Annotated in this window: 11 protein-coding genes; all 11 read right to left on the bottom strand. The window is 62.9% G+C overall.

What is annotated here, in order from left to right; translation table 11 throughout:
- Positions 1-24: 24 nt before the first annotated feature.
- Positions 25-495, bottom strand: a complete 471-nt coding sequence (rpsG, locus tag ACFDR6_RS28535; RefSeq protein ID WP_027520967.1) for a 30S ribosomal protein S7 — start codon at positions 493-495, stop codon at positions 25-27.
- A 15-nt stretch (positions 496-510) separates the two neighbouring features.
- Entirely contained in the window at positions 511-882 is a 372-nt protein-coding gene (gene rpsL / locus ACFDR6_RS28530; protein ID WP_007603006.1) for a 30S ribosomal protein S12, read from the bottom strand.
- Between the two features lie 894 nt (positions 883-1,776).
- A complete protein-coding gene (locus ACFDR6_RS28525) occupies positions 1,777-3,789 on the bottom strand; it encodes an ABC transporter ATP-binding protein (protein ID WP_375860312.1) in 2,013 nt (670 codons plus the stop codon).
- Between the two features lie 133 nt (positions 3,790-3,922).
- Entirely contained in the window at positions 3,923-5,995 is a 2,073-nt protein-coding gene (locus ACFDR6_RS28520; protein WP_375860311.1) for an FAD-dependent oxidoreductase, read from the bottom strand.
- Positions 5,996-6,186: 191 nt separating this feature from the next.
- Positions 6,187-10,383 (bottom strand): DNA-directed RNA polymerase subunit beta', encoded by a 4,197-nt coding sequence (rpoC, locus tag ACFDR6_RS28515; RefSeq protein ID WP_375860310.1) that lies wholly within the window; start codon positions 10,381-10,383, stop codon positions 6,187-6,189.
- 128 nt (positions 10,384-10,511) lie between these two features.
- The gene (gene rpoB, locus ACFDR6_RS28510; protein ID WP_194402796.1) at positions 10,512-14,630 is read right to left on the bottom strand and encodes a DNA-directed RNA polymerase subunit beta; all 4,119 of its coding nucleotides are present in this window, start codon (positions 14,628-14,630) and stop codon (positions 10,512-10,514) included.
- Between the two features lie 483 nt (positions 14,631-15,113).
- Entirely contained in the window at positions 15,114-15,491 is a 378-nt protein-coding gene (gene rplL, locus ACFDR6_RS28505; RefSeq protein WP_212092210.1) for a 50S ribosomal protein L7/L12, read from the bottom strand.
- A 54-nt stretch (positions 15,492-15,545) separates the two neighbouring features.
- Complete coding sequence (rplJ, locus tag ACFDR6_RS28500) at positions 15,546-16,064, bottom strand: 50S ribosomal protein L10 (RefSeq protein WP_212092211.1); 519 nt, start codon at positions 16,062-16,064, stop codon at positions 15,546-15,548.
- A 579-nt stretch (positions 16,065-16,643) separates the two neighbouring features.
- The gene (locus ACFDR6_RS28495; protein WP_375860309.1) at positions 16,644-17,597 is read right to left on the bottom strand and encodes a 2-hydroxyacid dehydrogenase; all 954 of its coding nucleotides are present in this window, start codon (positions 17,595-17,597) and stop codon (positions 16,644-16,646) included.
- A gap of 90 nt (positions 17,598-17,687) precedes the next feature.
- Positions 17,688-18,380, bottom strand: a complete 693-nt coding sequence (rplA, locus tag ACFDR6_RS28490) for a 50S ribosomal protein L1 (protein WP_018322253.1) — start codon at positions 18,378-18,380, stop codon at positions 17,688-17,690.
- Between the two features lie 6 nt (positions 18,381-18,386).
- Complete coding sequence (gene rplK, locus ACFDR6_RS28485) at positions 18,387-18,815, bottom strand: 50S ribosomal protein L11 (protein WP_006611824.1); 429 nt, start codon at positions 18,813-18,815, stop codon at positions 18,387-18,389.
- Position 18,816: the final 1 nt, after the last annotated feature.

Here is an 18,816-nt window from a genome sequence, read left to right as displayed (position 1 = left end):
TTCCTTAGATTCCGTGTTTCGCCGTTACCAGCGATAGTGCGAGAAGGCGCGGTTGGCTTCCGCCATCCGGTGCACGTCTTCGCGCTTCTTGACGGCGTTGCCCCGGTTGTTCGACGCGTCCAGGAGCTCCGCCGACAGCCGCTCGGTCATGGTCTTCTCGTTGCGCTCGCGCGCAGCGGAGATCAGCCAGCGGATGCCCAGCGCCTGACGGCGGGTCGAACGAACCTCGACCGGGACCTGGTAGGTCGCGCCGCCGACGCGGCGGGAGCGCACTTCGATCGTCGGCATGACGTTCTCGAGTGCCTGCTCGAACACGCCGAGCGGGTTCTGCTTGGTCTTGGTTTCGATGATACCGAACGCACCGTAGACGATGCCTTCGGCGACCGACTTCTTGCCGGCGTACATCACCGAGTTCATGAACTTCGTGACGATGATGTTCCCGAACTTCGGATCGGGAAGGACTTCGCGCTTTTCCGCTGAGTGGCGACGAGACATGGACCTGGTTCCCGCTTACTTCGGACGCTTCGCGCCGTACTTCGAACGACGCTGCTTACGGTTCTTGACGCCCTGGGTATCCAGAACGCCGCGGAGGATGTGGTAGCGCACGCCCGGCAAGTCCTTGACGCGGCCGCCGCGGATCATGACCACCGAGTGCTCCTGGAGATTATGGCCCTCGCCGGGGATGTAGCCGATCACCTCGAAGCCGTTGGTCAGGCGCACCTTGGCGACCTTACGAAGCGCCGAGTTCGGCTTCTTCGGGGTCGTGGTGTAGACGCGGGTGCAAACACCACGCTTCTGCGGCGACTGCTGCAGCGCCGGCACCTTCTTGCGCGACTTCTGCACTTCACGCGGTTGAGCGATCAGCTGGTTGATCGTCGGCATCCTGGCCTTACCCTTTGTTCTGTCGCGGATCCTGTTCGGATCCGCTGTCTTGCCGCAGCCCGTTGCCGGGACTGCAAATTCTTTCGAGCTACCCGCCCGACGAGGTCGCCTTTAGCGGAACAATCCGCACAAAGCGAAATTGCGCCAACCGCTCCATCAACGAGCGGAAAGCGCTTCGACGCCACAGAGGACCGCAGTATTGAGGCCGGTCAGCGTAATGCCGCGGCCCACGCACTGAGGTCATGCATCCGAATTCGATCTCAAGAGAACGTGCTCGAGAGAACTAAAGTCGCACTGGCATTGCCTAGCTATGATCGACAGCGTTTGAGCGGCATTCGTCGAGGTTGGTGCCCGCCTTGAGCGACCCTTGTGGATCTAGTCCTTGTGGATCTAGTTCTTGGGGATCTAACGGGTGGCCCGTTCCGACGCTGGCGATGCTCACCGCCTGTCGTTAAGTGAGGCGCTTTCTATAAGTGAGAATCGATCAAGTCAAGGCGAAACGACAGTCACAAAGCGCTCAGGAGCCTGTCAAAATCGCTGTTTGCCGCCCTTGCCGCGCCAGCTTCATATGGGATGGCGCCCTTCACGTCGCTAGCCTGCGAGGCTATTTATATCCGGGTTAAAAGTACTTTTCTTTCACTCGGAGAGGCTTTTATTGCTTTTGAGGCGTTAATCTACTCGCTTCGGCAGCAATTGGCGCCCCGGGACACCGTCATAATCGTCGGAGGATTGTCCGGTTCAACCGACAGTCCCGATGCTGGCCGTGGGCTTTTTCGACGCCCTGCCGATCCGCATGCGGGTTAATCAGACCCGGTTTTCGAATCGAAGAACTCACCGTCCCGTGCGGAGCGAGTGAGCATCGATGACGGGATCACAGAATCGGTGCCGCCCGGGTCACTCCTCCCGGTCGTCGTCGTCCTCGTCATCCTCTTCGTCATCATCGTCTCTGCCGTCGTCGGCGTGAGCCGCCGCGCCATGCGGCTGGTGGATCTGGTCGTTCCACAGCTTGCGATAGATGCCGTTCTTGGCGAGCAACTGGGCATGCGAGCCGCGTTCGATCGCCCTGCCCGCGGAGATCACGATGATTTCGTCCATCTCGACCACCGAGGTCAGGCGGTGGGTCGACCAGATCATGGTGCGCCCCTTGGCCACCTTGAGCAGCGTCCGGTTGATCGCAGCTTCCGTGGTCTGGTCCAGAGCGGAGGTCGCTTCGTCCAGCAACAGCACCGAGGGGTTGCGGATGATCGCGCGCGCGATCGCGATGCGCTGGCGCTGGCCGCCCGACAGGGTGTCGCCGCGCTCGCCGACCGGTGTGTCGTATCGTTGCGGCAGGCTCATGATGTAGCGGTGGATCTCGGCCTTCCTGGCCGCCTCCTCCACCTCCGCGTCGCTCGCGCCCTCCTTGCCGAGCCGGATGTTCTCGCGGATCGACATGTTGAACAACATGTTCTCCTGAAACACCACCGCCATGCTCCGGCGTAGTGAATCCAGCGTCACCTTGCGGACGTCGACACCGTCGATGGTGACGCGCCCCTCGTTGGGCACGTACAGCCGCAGGATCAGGTTGAGCAGCGTGCTCTTGCCGGATCCGCTCGGGCCGACGATCGCGATACGCTTGCCCGCATTGAGCTTGAGACTGAGATTATCCAGCACCGGCGTCTGACTGCCCTCGTACTGGAAGGTGACGTGATCGAAGGTGATGTCGTTGGTGATGCGCGGCAGGTCGGGCGCGCCAGGACGATCGGCGCCGCGGGTGGGCTCGTCGAGCAGTTCCTGGATGTGGCGGATCGCGGCGGCCGAGGAGATCGACACCGGAATGAAATGCATCACGTGGGCGATGTTGTAGGAGACCTCCCAGAACGCGCTTTCGAAGGTGACGAAGGTGCCGATGGTGATCTGGCCCGTTGTTGCCAGATAGGCGCCGATCGCGAGCACCACGAGGTGCAGGAGCAGAACCGAAATGGTGACCGTGCGCTCCACCATGGTCGAGAGGAAGGTCGCTGAAGCGATCCTGTCGCGGGTCTCGTCGTTGCGGGACCGGAAGAAGCCGAACATCTTGCGCTGCAGGCTGAAGGCCTTGATCACGGCCTGCGCCGCCACGTTCTCCTGGACCATGCCGAGCAGCGCACTCTCGTTCTGCTTCTGCTCGTAATTGGCCTGCACGGCCTTTGGCGTGAGGATGCGCGGCCCGATCAGGGTGATCGGGAACACCAGCAGCGCAACGACGGCGAGCTGCCAGTTCAGAAACAGCATCAGGATGATGCCGGCGATCAGCTCCAGGAACGGCAGCGCCGCGCTGTTGGCAAAGGTCTTGATCGAGCCTTCGACGGCCGAGAGGTCGACCGAGAAGCGGGACAGGATCTCACCGCGCTTGGTGCGGCCGAAATAGGCCGCCGGCAGGTCCTGGACATGCTCGAACAGGCGCGAGCGAATGTCGGAGATGACGCAAGCGGCCAGCCGCGCATCCCAGCGCTCGTACCAGACCGCGACGATCGAGGTGAAGATGCCCGTTACCGCGAGCACGCCGAGGATCTTGTAAAGTGCCTGAAAATCCTCCTCACCGAGCGCGTCGTCGATCAGGAACTTCAGGCTGAGCGGCATGATGACGTTGAAGAGCGTCTCGACGAAGACGCCGAACGCAACGTAGGACAGCATCCGCTTGTAGTTGGTCAGATAGGGCTTGACGAAGCCGACGATGGTGGCGAGCGCGCCGGCGGCCTCGCGCGCCGTAAAGACGACGAGGTCTTCATCCTCATCGTCATCATCGAGCCCCAGCTCGTCCTCGCTCTCGTCTTCCTCATCATTCTCGAGGTCCGGCCTGGCGGCGGCGGCGAGCTTGTCGTCGAGCTCGGCCGCCTCTTCGGCGGCGAGCTTCTGTTTGTCGGGCGGGAGGGGCTTGGACGCCATGAAACCAACCGATGCTGACGGCCGGCATGACCGCAGAGAAAGCAGGAGATAGCGGTAACCGCTATTGCACCGATTCTATGCGATCAAGATGAATTCGGCAAAAACAATTGGCGAAGGCGCTCGCGCCAAGCGTTCAGTCGTCGTCGTCGTCGTCGTCCTCGTCCTCGACCTTGTCGAAGAAGGAATAGCGCAAGCTGTCGGCGTCGGCGTACCACTGCCCCGGCCCCTTGTTGGCGGCGAGCGTCGCCTCCCAGAGCGCATCGGTGCAATCCTTGCGGTGCATCGCGAGGTCGAAGCCATTGCCGAAGAACAGCTCGGACCATTCCCACCAGGTGCCGAGCTTCTTGACCCCGCGCAGGAGATCGTAGCGATCAATCAAAGCCGGAGCCATGTCCGAGGTGATCGAGCCGAACACGAGGCCGGTCTTGACCACGCGGTTCAGCTCCTTGATCGCGCGGACCACCTGCTTCGGGGAAACGTGGCAAAGGCTGGTCTCGAACACGAAGTCGAACGCGCCGTCCTTGAACGGCATGTCGGTGATCGAGCCAAGCTTGTTGTACTTCTTCAGCGCCTTCGGCGTCCTTCCGTGGATGGCACGGTTGTTCTCGATGCCGAAGGCATCGATGCCGCGCTCGCGCAGCGCGCCGACCAGCTCGCCGCTGGCCGAGCCAGCGACGAGCAGCTTGGCGCCTTTGGTCCTGCCCCAGACGATGCCGAGCAGCTTGGTGAGATAATCGGGGTCGGTGAAGTGGCGCCATGCCTCGTGATAGGAACCAAGGCCCCGATAGTTCTCGAAATAATCGCGGTCGATCTTGTCGGAGACGGGCTTGCCATCCTGCGCGCCCTTGCGGCGCAGACGCATCATCTCGGTCAGGATGATGTCGGTCGCCGCGTCCGAGGAATCGAGCAGGCCGTTCAGCGTCGAGTCGAACAGATAGTCGCCGACCACCACGATGCCGGGATGCTCTTTCGGCTCCGGCCGGTGGTTGGTCATGACGTCGCGCACGGGCAGACCGCCCGGAATCGCGTTCACTGACGACAGCCAGCGATGGATCTTGCCTTCCATGAAATGCGAACGCGCATCGCCGAGCGAAGCCGGCAGCGACTTGAGCGCGGCGTCGATCAGCTCCTGATCCGACAGATTGGCAAAGGCCAGCGCGTCGGAGCCGGGAATGAGCCAGTTCAGCACGCCGTGCTTGCCGACATCGTGGCGCGCGCCCTCATTGTAGACGCAGCAGCCGCCGAAGGCTTCCGACATGAACCAGGCGCCGGGAATCTTCTCGCCCCAGAACGGCGTCTCGAACAGGATCGAGACGCGCAGATAATGCGCGGGACGGTCGAAATAGGAGACGTGCTTGACCATCGACCTGCGCAGTTGCTCGCCTTCCCACCCCATGGTGGCGAGCCAGGAATGCGGCAGGCAGACTAGCACGAGATCGAAGTCGCGGGTCTCGGGTCCCTTGCCGTTCATCATCTTGAGCTGATAGCGGCCGGACGGCGCCTTGCCCACGGTGAGCACGCGGTGATTGAGCTGGATGTCGGCGTTGACTTCCGACTGAAGGCATTCGATCAGCTGCTCGTTGCCGTTCTGGATGGAATACAGGCCAATGTAGCCGTCGACATCCATCAGATAGTTCTTGAGCGCGTTGAGGCCGTTGGTGTTGTGACTCTCGGTCGCGATGTCGGAGCGCGCCATCACCTTGAAGAAGCGCTTTGCGGTCTCGTCCTCGACCTCCTCGTCGAGCACCTGCTCGGCGGTCTTGTAGGCCCAGGGGTTGTCGTTGTCGTGCGCGCCGACGCCCTCGTAATATTCGATCGGCGACATCACCTCGGCACAACGTTTGCGGAACGCCTCGATTGCCGCCGCGGTCTTGGCGCCGTATTTGCGGCGCATGCCGGGCACGTCGCTCAGCAGTTCGCCGCCGAACTGCACCTGCTCGGCATCCATCGGAATGGTCTGCAGTCCGAAATGCTGAATCAGCTCGCGCAGCGGGTCGGGCCCGGTCATCGAGTAGTCGTAGATCTCGGCAACGCCGGCCTCGTACATCGCAGGCGCCGAATCGAACTTGCGCGTGGCGATCTTGCCGCCGAGCCGGTCGGAGGCTTCGTAGATGGTGACACGGCAGAGATCGCCAAGCTTGCGCTTCAGATACCAGGCGCTCATCAGCCCACCGGGGCCGCCGCCTACGATTGCAAGATCGAGCATGTGAGTTCCGTGGTCTCCGGCCCAGCCCCGTCGCGGGTTCCACCGGTCTAAACTCTCCTAGCAGAAGCGCTTTTGCGCCTGAAGGAAAGATGAACAAAGGTTGATCCCGCATCGCAGCAGGCAATGAAAGCAGCAAAAAGGCCGGCTTGCGCCGGCCTTTTATTGTCCTCGGTATTCCTACGGATGAACCATCATTCCGCGGGCGGCAGTGCGGGAAGCTCCGCCTCCGGCGCGGGCGACACGACGGCCGCCTGCTTCTCGCGCTCGTCCAGGATCATCTTGTCGCGCTTCACGGCGACTTCGCGGATCTTGGCCATGGAAGCGCCGGTGCCTGCCGGGATCAGCCGGCCGACGATGACGTTCTCCTTGAGGCCTTCGAGCGGATCGACCTTGCCGTTGACCGCCGCTTCCGTGAGGACGCGGGTGGTCTCCTGGAACGAGGCCGCCGAGAAGAACGAGCGGGTCTGGAGGCTCGCCTTGGTGATGCCGAGCAGAACCGGCGTCCCCGTGGCGGGCTTCTTGCCCTCTTCCTTGGCCTTCTCGTTCAGCGCGTCGAACTCTATCTTGTCGACCTGCTCGCCCGAGATCATGTCCGTATCGCCCTGGTCGGTGACTTCCACCTTCTGGAGCATCTGACGGACGATCACCTCGATGTGCTTGTCGTTGATGAGCACGCCCTGGAGCCGGTAAACCTCCTGGATCTCGTTGACCAGATAGGCCGCGAGCTCCTCGATGCCCTTGACCGCCAGGATGTCGTGCGGCGCGGGATTGCCTTCCACGATGAAGTCGCCCTTTTCGACGACGTCGCCGTCCTGAAGGTGGATGTGCTTGCCCTTCGGGATCAGGTACTCGCGCGCCTCGTCGGTCTTGTCCATCGGCTCGATCGAGATGCGACGCTTGTTCTTGTAGTCGCGCCCGAACCGGATGGTGCCCGAGATTTCGGCGATGATCGCCGCGTCCTTCGGACGCCGTGCCTCGAACAGTTCCGCCACCCGCGGCAGACCGCCGGTGATGTCACGCGTCTTGGCGCTTTCGGTCGAGACACGGGCGAGAATGTCGCCCGCCTGGACCTTGGCTCCGATGTCGACCGACAGAATGCCGTCGACCGACAGCATGTAGCGGGCATCGCCGCCACGGGCGAGCTTGAGCACCTTGCCGTCCTTGCCCTTGACCACGATGGTGGGACGCAGGTCCCCGCCGCCGCGCGTCGAGCGCCAGTCGATGACCACGCGCTTGGCGATGCCGGTGGCCTCGTCCAGCGTTTCCGAGATCGACAGACCCTCGATCAGGTCCTCGAAGCCGATGGTACCTTCCACCTCGGTGAGAAGCGGACGGGTGTACGGGTCCCACTCGACGATGCGCTGGCCGCGCTTGACCATGTCGCCTTCGTCGACGTGCAGACGCGAGCCGTACTGGACGCGGTGCGTCGCACGCTCGGTGCCGTCGGCATCGACGATCGCCACCACCATATTGCGCACCATCGCGACCAGGTGACCTTCGCTGTTGCGGGCGATGGCCTTGTTCCTGATCACGATCTTGCCGTCGAAATTGGCTTCGACGAACGACTGCTCGTTGAGCTGCGCCGCACCACCGATGTGGAAGGTACGCATGGTGAGCTGGGTGCCCGGCTCGCCGATCGACTGCGCCGCGATGACGCCGACCGCTTCGCCGTGGTTGACCGGCGTGCCGCGGGCGAGGTCGCGGCCGTAGCACTTGCCGCAGATGCCGTTGACGAGCTCGCAGGTCAGAGCCGAGCGGATCTTCACCTCCTGCACACCACCCTGTTGGATGGCGTCCAGATGGCTTTCTTCCATCAGCGTATCGCGCTTGATGATCACCTTGCCCGAGCTGTCCCGGATGTCTTCGCAGGCCGTGCGTCCGAGGATGCGCGAACCCAGCGAAGCAACCACGGTGCCGGCATCGACGATGGCGCGCATCTTGATGCCGAGCTTGGTGCCGCAGTCGCTCTGCGTGATGATGCAGTCCTGCGCGACGTCGACCAGACGACGGGTCAGATAGCCCGAGTTCGCGGTCTTCAACGCGGTGTCCGCGAGGCCCTTGCGGGCGCCGTGGGTCGAGTTGAAGTACTCGAGAACCGAGAGGCCTTCCTTGAAGTTCGAGATGATCGGCGTCTCGATGATCTCACCCGACGGCTTGGCCATCAGGCCGCGCATGCCGGCGAGCTGGCGCATCTGGGCCGGCGAACCGCGGGCGCCGGAGTGGGCCATCATGTAGATCGAGTTGATGTCGGCGTCCGCTCCACTCGCCGTCTTCTTGGTGGAGGAGATCTCCTTCATCATCGCCTTGGCGATTTCCTCCGTGGCCTTCGACCAGGCGTCGACGACCTTGTTGTACTTCTCGCCATGGGTGATCAGGCCGTCGTTGTACTGCTGCTCGAAATCCTTCGCCAGCGTACGGGTGGTGTCGACGATCTTCCACTTGGAGTTCGGCACGACCATGTCGTCCTTGCCGAACGAGATGCCCGCCTTGAACGCGTTGTAGAAGCCGAGCGCCATGATGCGGTCGCAGAAGATCACCGTCTCCTTCTGGCCGCAGTGGCGGTAGACCTGGTCGATGACGCCGGAGATCTCGCGCTTGGTCATCAGCTTGTTGATGATCTCGTACGGGACGCGCGGGTTCTTCGGCAGCAGATTGCCGAGCATGACGCGGCCGGCGGTGGTCTCAATCCAGCGCTTGGAGATCTTGCCGGTCTCGTCGATGCCTTCCCACCGGTACTTGATCTTGGTGTGGAGGTGGATGACCTTCGCGTGCAGCGCGTGCTCGAGCTCGGCCATCTCGCCGAACGCCTTGCCCTCGCCGGGCAGGCCTTCGCGCATGATCGAGACGTAATAGAGACCGAGCACGATGTCCTGCGACGGCACGATGATCGGCTGACCATTGGCCGGATGCAGGATGTTGTTGGTCGACATCATCAGGACGCGCGCTTCCAGCTGCGCTTCGAGCGACAGCGGGACGTGCACGGCCATCTGGTCGCCGTCGAAGTCGGCGTTGAACGCGGAGCAGACCAGCGGGTGAAGCTGGATCGCCTTGCCCTCGATCAGCACCGGCTCGAACGCCTGGATGCCGAGACGATGCAGCGTCGGTGCGCGGTTCAGCAGCACCGGATGCTCGCGGATGACCTCGTCCAGGATGTCCCAGACCTCGGGCCGCTCCTTCTCGACCAGCTTCTTGGCCTGCTTCACGGTGGTGGACAGGCCCTTGGCGTCAAGCCGCGAATAGATGAACGGCTTGAACAGCTCGAGCGCCATCTTCTTCGGCAGGCCGCACTGATGCAGGCGCAGCTCGGGACCGACCACGATCACCGAACGGCCCGAATAGTCGACGCGCTTGCCGAGCAGGTTCTGGCGGAAACGGCCCTGCTTGCCCTTGAGCATGTCGGCGAGCGACTTCAGCGGGCGCTTGTTGGCACCCGTGATGACGCGGCCGCGGCGTCCGTTGTCGAACAGCGCATCGACCGCTTCCTGAAGCATGCGCTTCTCGTTGCGGATGATGATGTCGGGCGCGCGCAGCTCCATCAGCCGCTTCAAGCGGTTGTTGCGGTTGATGACGCGGCGGTAGAGGTCGTTGAGGTCCGAGGTCGCGAAGCGGCCGCCGTCGAGCGGCACGAGCGGACGCAGGTCCGGCGGAATCACCGGAACCACGGTCATGATCATCCATTCCGGCTTGTTGCCGGAGTGGCGGAACGCTTCCACGATCTTCAGGCGCTTGGCGAGCTTCTTGTGCTTGATGTCGGAGTCTGTCTCCTGCATCTCGATGCGCAGGGAAGCCTCGAGCTTCTCGAGGTCCATGCCCTTGAGCAGCTCGCGGATCGCTTCGGCGCCGATCATGGCGGTGAAGGAATCCTGGCCGTACTCGTCCTGCGCCTTCAGATACTCGTCTTCTGACAGCAGCTGGCGGTCCTTCAGCGCGGTGAGGCCCGGCTCGAGCACGACGTAGTATTCGAAATAGAGGATCCGCTCGAGATCCTTCAGCGTCATGTCGAGCAGGAGGCCGATGCGCGAGGGCAGCGACTTCAGGAACCAGATGTGGGCGACGGGGGCTGCGAGCTCGATATGGCCCATGCGCTCGCGCCGGACGCGCGACAGCGTGACCTCGACCGAGCACTTCTCGCAGATGATGCCCTTGTACTTCATGCGCTTGTACTTGCCGCACAAGCACTCGTAATCCTTGATCGGCCCGAAGATGCGGGCGCAGAACAGGCCGTCGCGCTCGGGCTTGAAGGTACGGTAATTGATGGTCTCCGGCTTCTTGATCTCGCCGTAGGACCAGGACAGAATCTTCTCTGGAGACGCGATCGAGATCCGGATCTGGTCGAAGACCTGAGCCGGCGTCGTCGGGTTGAAGAGATTCATAATTTCTTGGTTCATCGTCTTCTCCTCGCGTGCCGGTCGCCTCCGGCCGCAAATTCGAAAATCACTCGAGCAGGCGCCCTGCCCTCAAGGCCTCGGACGGGGCGCCGGTGCCCGGCCTGGAAGGCCGGGCATGACAGGTCGGATTACTCGGCCGCTTCCGACGTCGGCGCCGGTCCAACCTTGGAGTTGTGCAGGTCGACGTTGAGGCCGAGCGAGCGCATTTCCTTGACCAGCACGTTGAACGATTCCGGAATACCGGCCTCGAACGTGTCGTCGCCGCGCACGATCGCCTCGTACACCTTGGTACGGCCGGCGACGTCGTCCGACTTCACCGTCAGCATCTCCTGGAGCGTGTACGCCGCGCCGTAGGCCTCGAGCGCCCACACCTCCATTTCGCCGAAGCGCTGGCCGCCGAACTGCGCCTTGCCGCCCAGCGGCTGCTGGGTGACGAGCGAGTAGGGCCCGATCGAACGCGCGTGGATCTTGTCGTCGACCAGATGGTGCAGCTTGAGCATGTAGATGTAGCCGACCGTCACCTTCCGATCGAACGGATCGCCGGTGCGGCCGTCATAGACGGTCGACTGGCCCGAAGCGTCCAGACCGGCAAGCTTCAGCATCTCCTCGATGTCGGCCTCCTTGGCGCCGTCGAACACCGGCGTCGCAATCGGAACGCCCCGGCTGAGGTTGTGCCCGAGCTCGATCAGTTCGTTGTCGTTGAGCGACTTGATCGTCTCGTCCTCGCCGTAGACCTTCTTCAAGGTTTCCTTCAGCGGCTTGATGTCCTGCTTCGACAGATAGGCATCGACCGTCTGGCCGATACGCTTGCCGAGGCCGGCGCAGGCCCAGCCGAGATGGGTCTCGAGGATCTGTCCGACGTTCATGCGCGAGGGCACGCCGAGCGGATTGAGCACGATGTCGGCATGCGTGCCGTCTTCGAGGAACGGCATGTCCTCGATCGGCACGATCTTCGACACCACGCCCTTGTTGCCGTGGCGGCCGGCCATCTTGTCGCCGGGCTGGATCTTGCGCTTCACCGCGACGAAGACCTTGACCATCTTCATCACGCCGGGCGGCAATTCGTCACCGCGCTGAAGCTTTTCGACCTTGTCGAGGAAGCGCTGTTCAAGCCCCTTCTTCGACTCGTCGTACTGCTTCCGCATGGCCTCGATCTCGGCCATCAGCTTGTCGTTCGGCGAAGCGAACAGCCACCATTGCGACTTCGGGTACTCCTCGAGCACCGCACGGGTGATCTTGGTGTCCTTCTTGAAGCCCTTGGGACCTGCAATGCCCTGCCGCCCCTCGAGGAGCTCGGCAAGACGGTTGTAGACGTTGCGGTCCAGGATCGCCTGCTCGTCGTCGCGGTCCTTGGCCAGACGCTCGATCTCTTCCCGCTCGATCGCCAGCGCACGCTCGTCCTTGTCGACGCCGTGACGGTTGAACACGCGCACTTCCACGATCGTGCCTTGCACGCCCGGCGGAACGCGCAGCGAGGTATCGCGAACGTCGGAGGCCTTCTCGCCGAAGATGGCGCGCAGGAGCTTTTCTTCCGGCGTCATCGGGCTCTCGCCCTTCGGCGTGATCTTGCCGACCAGGATGTCGCCGGCGCGCACTTCCGCGCCGATGTAGACGATACCGGCTTCGTCGAGGTTCTTCAGCGCTTCTTCCGAGACGTTCGGAATGTCGCGGGTGATTTCCTCGGGGCCAAGCTTGGTGTCGCGGGCCATCACCTCGAACTCCTCGATGTGGATCGAGGTGAAGACGTCTTCCTTCACGATCCGCTCGGAGAGCAGGATCGAGTCTTCGAAGTTGTAGCCGTTCCACGGCATGAACGCGACGAGCACGTTCCGACCCAGCGCGAGCTCGCCGAGATCGGTCGAGGGACCGTCGGCGATGATGTCGCCCTTCTTGACGATGTCGCCGACCTTCACCAGCGGACGCTGGTTGATGCAGGTCGACTGGTTGGAGCGCTGGTACTTCATGAGACGGTAGATATCGACGCCCGACTTGGTCGGATCGAGATCTTCCGTGGCGCGGATGACGACGCGGGTGGCGTCGATCTGGTCGATCACGCCCGAACGGCGCGCCGCGATCGCGGCACCCGAGTCACGCGCAACCACGCCTTCCATGCCGGTACCGACGAACGGCGCCTCGGCGCGAACCAGCGGCACCGCCTGGCGCTGCATGTTCGAGCCCATCAGCGCGCGGTTGGCGTCGTCGTTCTCGAGGAACGGGATCAGGGCCGCGGCGACCGAGACGAGCTGCTTCGGCGACACGTCCATGTAGTCGACCTTGTCCGGCGTCACCGGCAAGACTTCGCCGGCGTGACGGCAGACCACGAGGTCTTCGGTGAAGCGGCCCTTCGGGTCGAGCGGCACGTTGGCCTGCGCGACCGTGTAGCGGCCCTCTTCCATCGCCGAGAGATAGACGACCTCGTCGGTGACGCGGCCGTCCTTGACCTTGCGATACGGCGTCTCGACGAAGCCGTACTTGTTCACGCGCGCGAAGGTCGCGAGCGAGTTGATCAGGCCGATATTCGGACCTTCCGGCGTCTCGATCGGGCAGATGCGGCCGTAATGCGTCGGATGCACGTCGCGCACCTCGAAGCCGGCGCGCTCGCGGGTCAGACCGCCCGGTCCAAGTGCCGACAGGCGGCGCTTGTGGGTGATCTCCGACAGCGGGTTGGTCTGGTCCATGAACTGCGAGAGCTGCGAGGAGCCGAAGAACTCGCGCACGGCGGCAGCCGCCGGCTTCGCATTGATCAGGTCCTGCGGCATGACCGTGTCGATGTCGACCGAGGACATGCGCTCCTTGATCGCGCGCTCCATGCGCAGGAGGCCGATGCGGTACTGGTTCTCCATGAGCTCGCCGACCGAGCGCACACGGCGGTTGCCGAGATGGTCGATGTCGTCGATCTCGCCCTTGCCGTCGCGCAGATCCACCAGCGTCTTGATGACGGAGAGGATGTCTTCCTTGCGCAGCGTGCGCTGGGTGTCGGGCGCATCGAGGTCGAGGCGCATGTTCATCTTGACGCGGCCGACCGCGGAGAGGTCGTAGCGTTCGGCGTCGAAGAACAGCGACTGGAACATGGCCTGCGCCGAATCCAGCGTCGGCGGCTCGCCCGGACGCATCACGCGGTAGATGTCGAACAGCGCATCCTCGCGCGTCATGTTCTTGTCGGCCGAGAGCGTGTTGCGGATATAGGGACCGACATTGACGTGGTCGATGTCGAGCAGCGGCAATTCCTTGTAGCCGTGCTCGTTGAGCACCTTCATCGACTTGTCGGTGATTTCCTCGCCGGCCTCGGCGTGGATCTCACCGGTCTTCGGATTGACGAGGTCCTCGGCGATGTAGTTGCCGACCAGCTCCTCATCGGACATGCGCAACGCCTTCAGCCCCTTCTCCTGGAGCTGGCGGGCGGCACGGACGGTGAGCTTCTTGCCGGCCTCGAGCACGACCTTGCCGGTGTCGGCGTCGATCAGATCGTTGACGGTCGAGTAGCCGCGGAAACGGTTGGCGTCGAACGGAACGCGCCAGCCTTCCTTGGTCCGCTTGTAGAGGATCTTCTTGTAGAAGGTGGACAGGATCGCTTCGCCGTCGAGGCCGAGGGCGAACATCAGCGACGTCACCGGAATCTTGCGGCGACGGTCGATACGCGCATAGACGATGTCCTTGGCGTCGAACTCGATGTCGAGCCAGGAGCCGCGATACGGGATGACACGGGCGGCGAACAGCAGCTTGCCCGAGGAATGGGTCTTGCCCTTGTCGTGATCGAAGAACACGCCGGGCGAACGGTGCATCTGCGAGACGATGACGCGCTCGGTGCCGTTGACGATGAAGGTGCCGTTCATCGTCATGAGCGGGATGTCGCCCATGTAGACGTCCTGCTCCTTGATGTCCTTGACCGACTTCGCGCCGGTTTCCTCGTCGATATCGAACACGATGAGGCGCAGCGTCACCTTGAGGGGGGCCGCGAAGGTCATGCCGCGCTGGCGGCACTCGTCGACGTCGTATTTCGGCTGTTCGAACTCGTAGCGGACGAACTCCAGCATCGAGGTGCCCGAGAAGTCGGAGATCGGAAACACCGAGCGGAAAACCGCCTGCAGACCCTCGTCGAGACGGCCACCCTGCGGTTCATCGACCATCAGGAACTGGTCATAGGACGCCTTCTGAACCTCGATGAGGTTCGGCATCTCGGCGACTTCCTTGATGTGTCCGAAAAATTTGCGAACGCGTTTGCGACCGGTGAATGTCTGCTGCGCCATCGTGGCCTCTCATTTTCGTCGCCCGCTCCGGGCGCGCCGTCCGGGACGCGGCTGCCACCGCTCCCCGGGTTGAATTTTTCGAACCCGTTTTGGGGACCGGAGACTCAGTTTCAGGCGAGAATGTCCTGAATCTGTTCTTCAGACCTTCAAAACGCAAAACGACGCGCGGGGCGCTGCTGCGCGCCCGCCCGTCACAACCATCGTCTTCACGGACTGCAAAAGCCCGAAATAGCTTGCTCTCCCAACGGCTTACAGGGAAATCCGGCATCCCTGCCCACCGCGCTTTCGTGCTGCCGACCCGATATGGGGCGACAATAATGCAGATTCGAGGGTGAAACCCGCAAATCCCCACACTTTTTCGTGTTTGACCCGCGTCGGAACGTTCCGTCGCACGCCTTTTGCATCCGGCTCGCCCCTTTTGAGGGGCAAGCCAAGGTCCCGGGCTTCGCTGACGCTCGCCCGGGATCTCGCAGCAAGCGCCGCTTACTTGAGCTCGACCTTCGCGCCAGCCTTCTCGAGCTGGACCTTGATCTTGTCGGCCTCTTCCTTGTTCACGCCTTCCTTGACAGGCTTCGGCGCGCCCTCGACGAGGTCCTTTGCTTCCTTCAGGCCCAGGCCGGTGATGGCGCGGACTTCCTTGATGACCTCGATCTTCTTGTCGCCGGCCGAGGCCAGGACAACCGTGAACTCGGTCTTCTCTTCAGCCGGAGCGGCGGCAGCGCCACCACCGGCCGGGCCGGCCACGGCGACGGCCGCGGCAGCCGAAACGCCCCACTTTTCTTCGAGGAGCTTCGCCAGTTCAGCAGCTTCGAGCACGGTGAGGCTCGAGAGGTCGTCAACGATCTTCTGCAAGTCAGCCATTGTTCAGTTTCCTTACGTGTAAGTCTGGTTCGGGTTTGAGTTTTGCGAAGGGCGTCAGGCCGCTTCGCCCTTTGAGGCATGAGCCTGGATGACGCGCGCGAGCTTGCCCGCGGGCGCATTGGCGAGCTGAGCGATCTTGGTCGCCGGGGCCACAAGCAGGCCGACGATCTTGGCGCGCAGTTCATCAAGCGACGGCAGCGAGGCAAGCGCCTTCACGCCGTCGACATTCAGGACGGTCTTCCCCATCGAGCCGCCGACGATGACGAACTTTTCGTTCGTCTTGGCGAATTCGATGGCGACCTTTGGCGCCGCTACCGGATCGTTCGAAGTGGCGATCACGGTCGGTCCCTTCAGCATGGGGCCGATGGCAACGACGTCAGTGCCTTCAAGAGCAATTTTGGCGAGACGGTTCTTCGAGACCTTCACCGAGGCACCAGCCTGCTTCATCTGCATGCGCAGCTTCTGCATCTGGGCAACGGTCAGGCCGGAATATTGAGCAACGACCGCGACGCTCGTGGTCTTGAAGACCTCATTGAGCTGTTCGACCGCCTCTTTTTTTGCCGCTCGTTCCACAGCAAGCTCTCTCCGGTTGGCGGTCATCGCGGGAAGCGGGACCGCCGGGTTGCACCCATCGTCCCACCCAAACCTGAACCTCGGGGCAAATCCCCCCAGGACACGCCGGGCAAAACGACGATTCAAAGCCTGCCCTCCGGGAGCCCTTGGGCCCACGGCGTGTCGAGGTCCGAACCAGACCCGTTTCGCGAACCAGCCCTAAAGCTGGATGCGAAGTGAAATCCGGTCTTCACCCGTCTATGCAGGCCATGCAATTAAGCCATTGAGAAATCGAAATTCCTCACGGGCGCCTGCAGTCTTGGACAGGACAAGGTCAGCCGGCGAACCGTCCGACCTCTGCCCGCATTCCACCAACCGACGGGTTTTCCTTCCTTTTCGGGCAAATCCTCGCGGACGTCCTGAAAAGGAATGATCTCCTGTCGTGTCGGGTTTTCTGAATGCGTGCACGAACACGCCAGCCGAGGCCGGCACGTCCGGAAGCGGCTCTTTAACTGCTCGGAGCCTGCTTGCCAAGAGCAAAATTCACACCAGTTCCAATCTGTTGCCGGCGGGGCTTGACCTAGGCCGATAAAGACCGATTCAGGCCGATTTGACCGCGTAGGGCAGCGGCTTGCCCTCGAAGAACGCGGTCAGGTTCGCCAGCACACAGGCTTGCATGGCAACGTGCGATTCGAGCGTGTGACCGCCGATATGCGGGGCGAACACCACGTTGGAGAGCGCGGTCAGCGCATCGGGCGCGTGCGGTTCCGTCTCGAAGACGTCGAGGCCGGCGCCGGCGATGGTCTTCTCGGTCAGGGCCGCCACGAGGGCGTTCTCGTCGATCACGGAACCGCGGGAGATGTTGACGACGTAACCGTCCGCCCCAAGCCGCATTAGGATGTCGGCATTGACGACATGCTGGGTCTCAGCCCCCGCCCGCACCGCGACCATCAGCACGCTGCACCAGTCAGCCAGCGCCTCCAGCGACGGGAAATATTGATAGGGCAGATCGTATTTGCTCCGGCTGAAATAGCCGACCTCGCTCTCGAAAGCGGCGCAGCGCGCCGCGATCTTGCGGCCGATCTCGCCCATCCCGTAGACGCCGATGCGGCGGCCGGGCATCCCGGCCTGCGGGCGCATCATCGGAGATTGTTTCGAGGCGGCCCAGTCGCCACTGCGGACATACTGGTCTGCGACCAGGATCCGCCGCGTCGTCGCCAGCATCAGGGTCATCGCGATATCGGCGACCGAGGCCGCATTGGCGCCGGGGCTGTGGCCGACCGCGATGTTGCGGCTGGCTGCCGCCTTCAGATCGACACCGTCATAGCCCGTGCCGTAGCAGACGATGGCGCCGAGCTTTGGGAACAGATCCATCGCTTCCGCACCGAGCGGCGTGCCGCCCGCCGTCAACATCGCGCGGACGCCGCCGAGCTCGTCGGCCGAAAACACCTCCCTCGCGGGCTTGCCGCCGGTGTCGAGCAGATCGAACCGCTCGGCGAAGCGCGCCATCATCGACTTGGGAAAGCGCGAATAGATCAGGACTTTGTCAGCCATTGTTCTTGTTTCCGGTGAAAGCCTTCACAAACGACGAGGGGCGGAATCGGTTGCCCGATTCCGCCCCTCGCCGCATGCAATTTCCAAACCTCAGCCGAGAATGGTGCCCGGCTCGACCTTCACGCCCGGGCCCATCGTCGAGGACACGGCAACGCGCTGGATGTAGGTGCCCTTGGAGCCGGCCGGCTTGGCCTTGGTGACAGCGTCAGCCAGGGCCTTGATGTTCTCGACCAGCTTCTCCTCGGTGAACGAGGCCTTGCCGACGCCGGCCTGCAGGATGCCGGCCTTCTCGACGCGGAACTCGACCGAGCCGCCCTTGGCACCCTTCACCGCACCGGTGACGTCCATGGTCACGGTGCCGATCTTCGGGTTCGGCATCAGGCCGCGCGGGCCGAGCACCTTACCGAGGCGACCGACCAGCGGCATCATGTCGGGGGTGGCGATGCAGCGGTCGAAATCGATCGAGCCGTTCTGCACCTTCTCGACCAGGTCTTCGGCGCCGACGACGTCGGCACCCGCAGCCTTGGCCTCATCAGCCTTGGCACCACGAGCGAACACACCGACGCGGAGCGTACGGCCCGTGCCGTTCGGCAAGGTCACGACACCACGGACCATCTGGTCGGCGTGACGCGGATCAACGCCGAGGTTGATCGCGACCTCGATGGTCTCGTCGAACTTCGCTTTCGCGCGTTCCTTGACCATCTTGATGGCGTCCGCGAGCGGATAAAGCTTTTCGCGATCAACACCTTCGCGGGCTTTGTTCAAACGCTTTCCGATTGCCATAGCCGCTTACCCCGCCACTTCCAGACCCATCGAACGGGCAGAGCCCTCGACCATCTTCATGGCCGATTCGATCGAGTCGCAATTCAGATCCTTCATCTTCTTCTCGGCGATCTCGCGCACCTGCGCCTTGGTCACCTTGCCGGCCTTGTCACGGCCCGGCGCCTTCGAGCCGGACTGGATCTTGGCGGCCTGCTTGAGGAAGAACGACATCGGGGGCGTCTTCATCTCGAATGTGAACGAACGATCGGCGTAGATCGTGATCACGACGGGAATCGGGGTGTTCTTCTCTTCCTTCTGGGTCTGGGCGTTGAACGCCTTGCAGAACTCCATGATGTTGAGACCGCGCTGACCGAGCGCGGGACCGATCGGGGGCGAAGGATTCGCCGCACCGGCCGGGACCTGAAGCTTCAGGTATCCGGTCACTTTCTTTGCCATG

It is taken from the genome of Bradyrhizobium tunisiense (assembly GCF_042263385.1).
GTDB classification, from domain to species: Bacteria; Pseudomonadota; Alphaproteobacteria; order Rhizobiales; family Xanthobacteraceae; genus Bradyrhizobium; species Bradyrhizobium tunisiense.
This window is presented reverse-complemented; position numbering and strand designations above follow the sequence as displayed.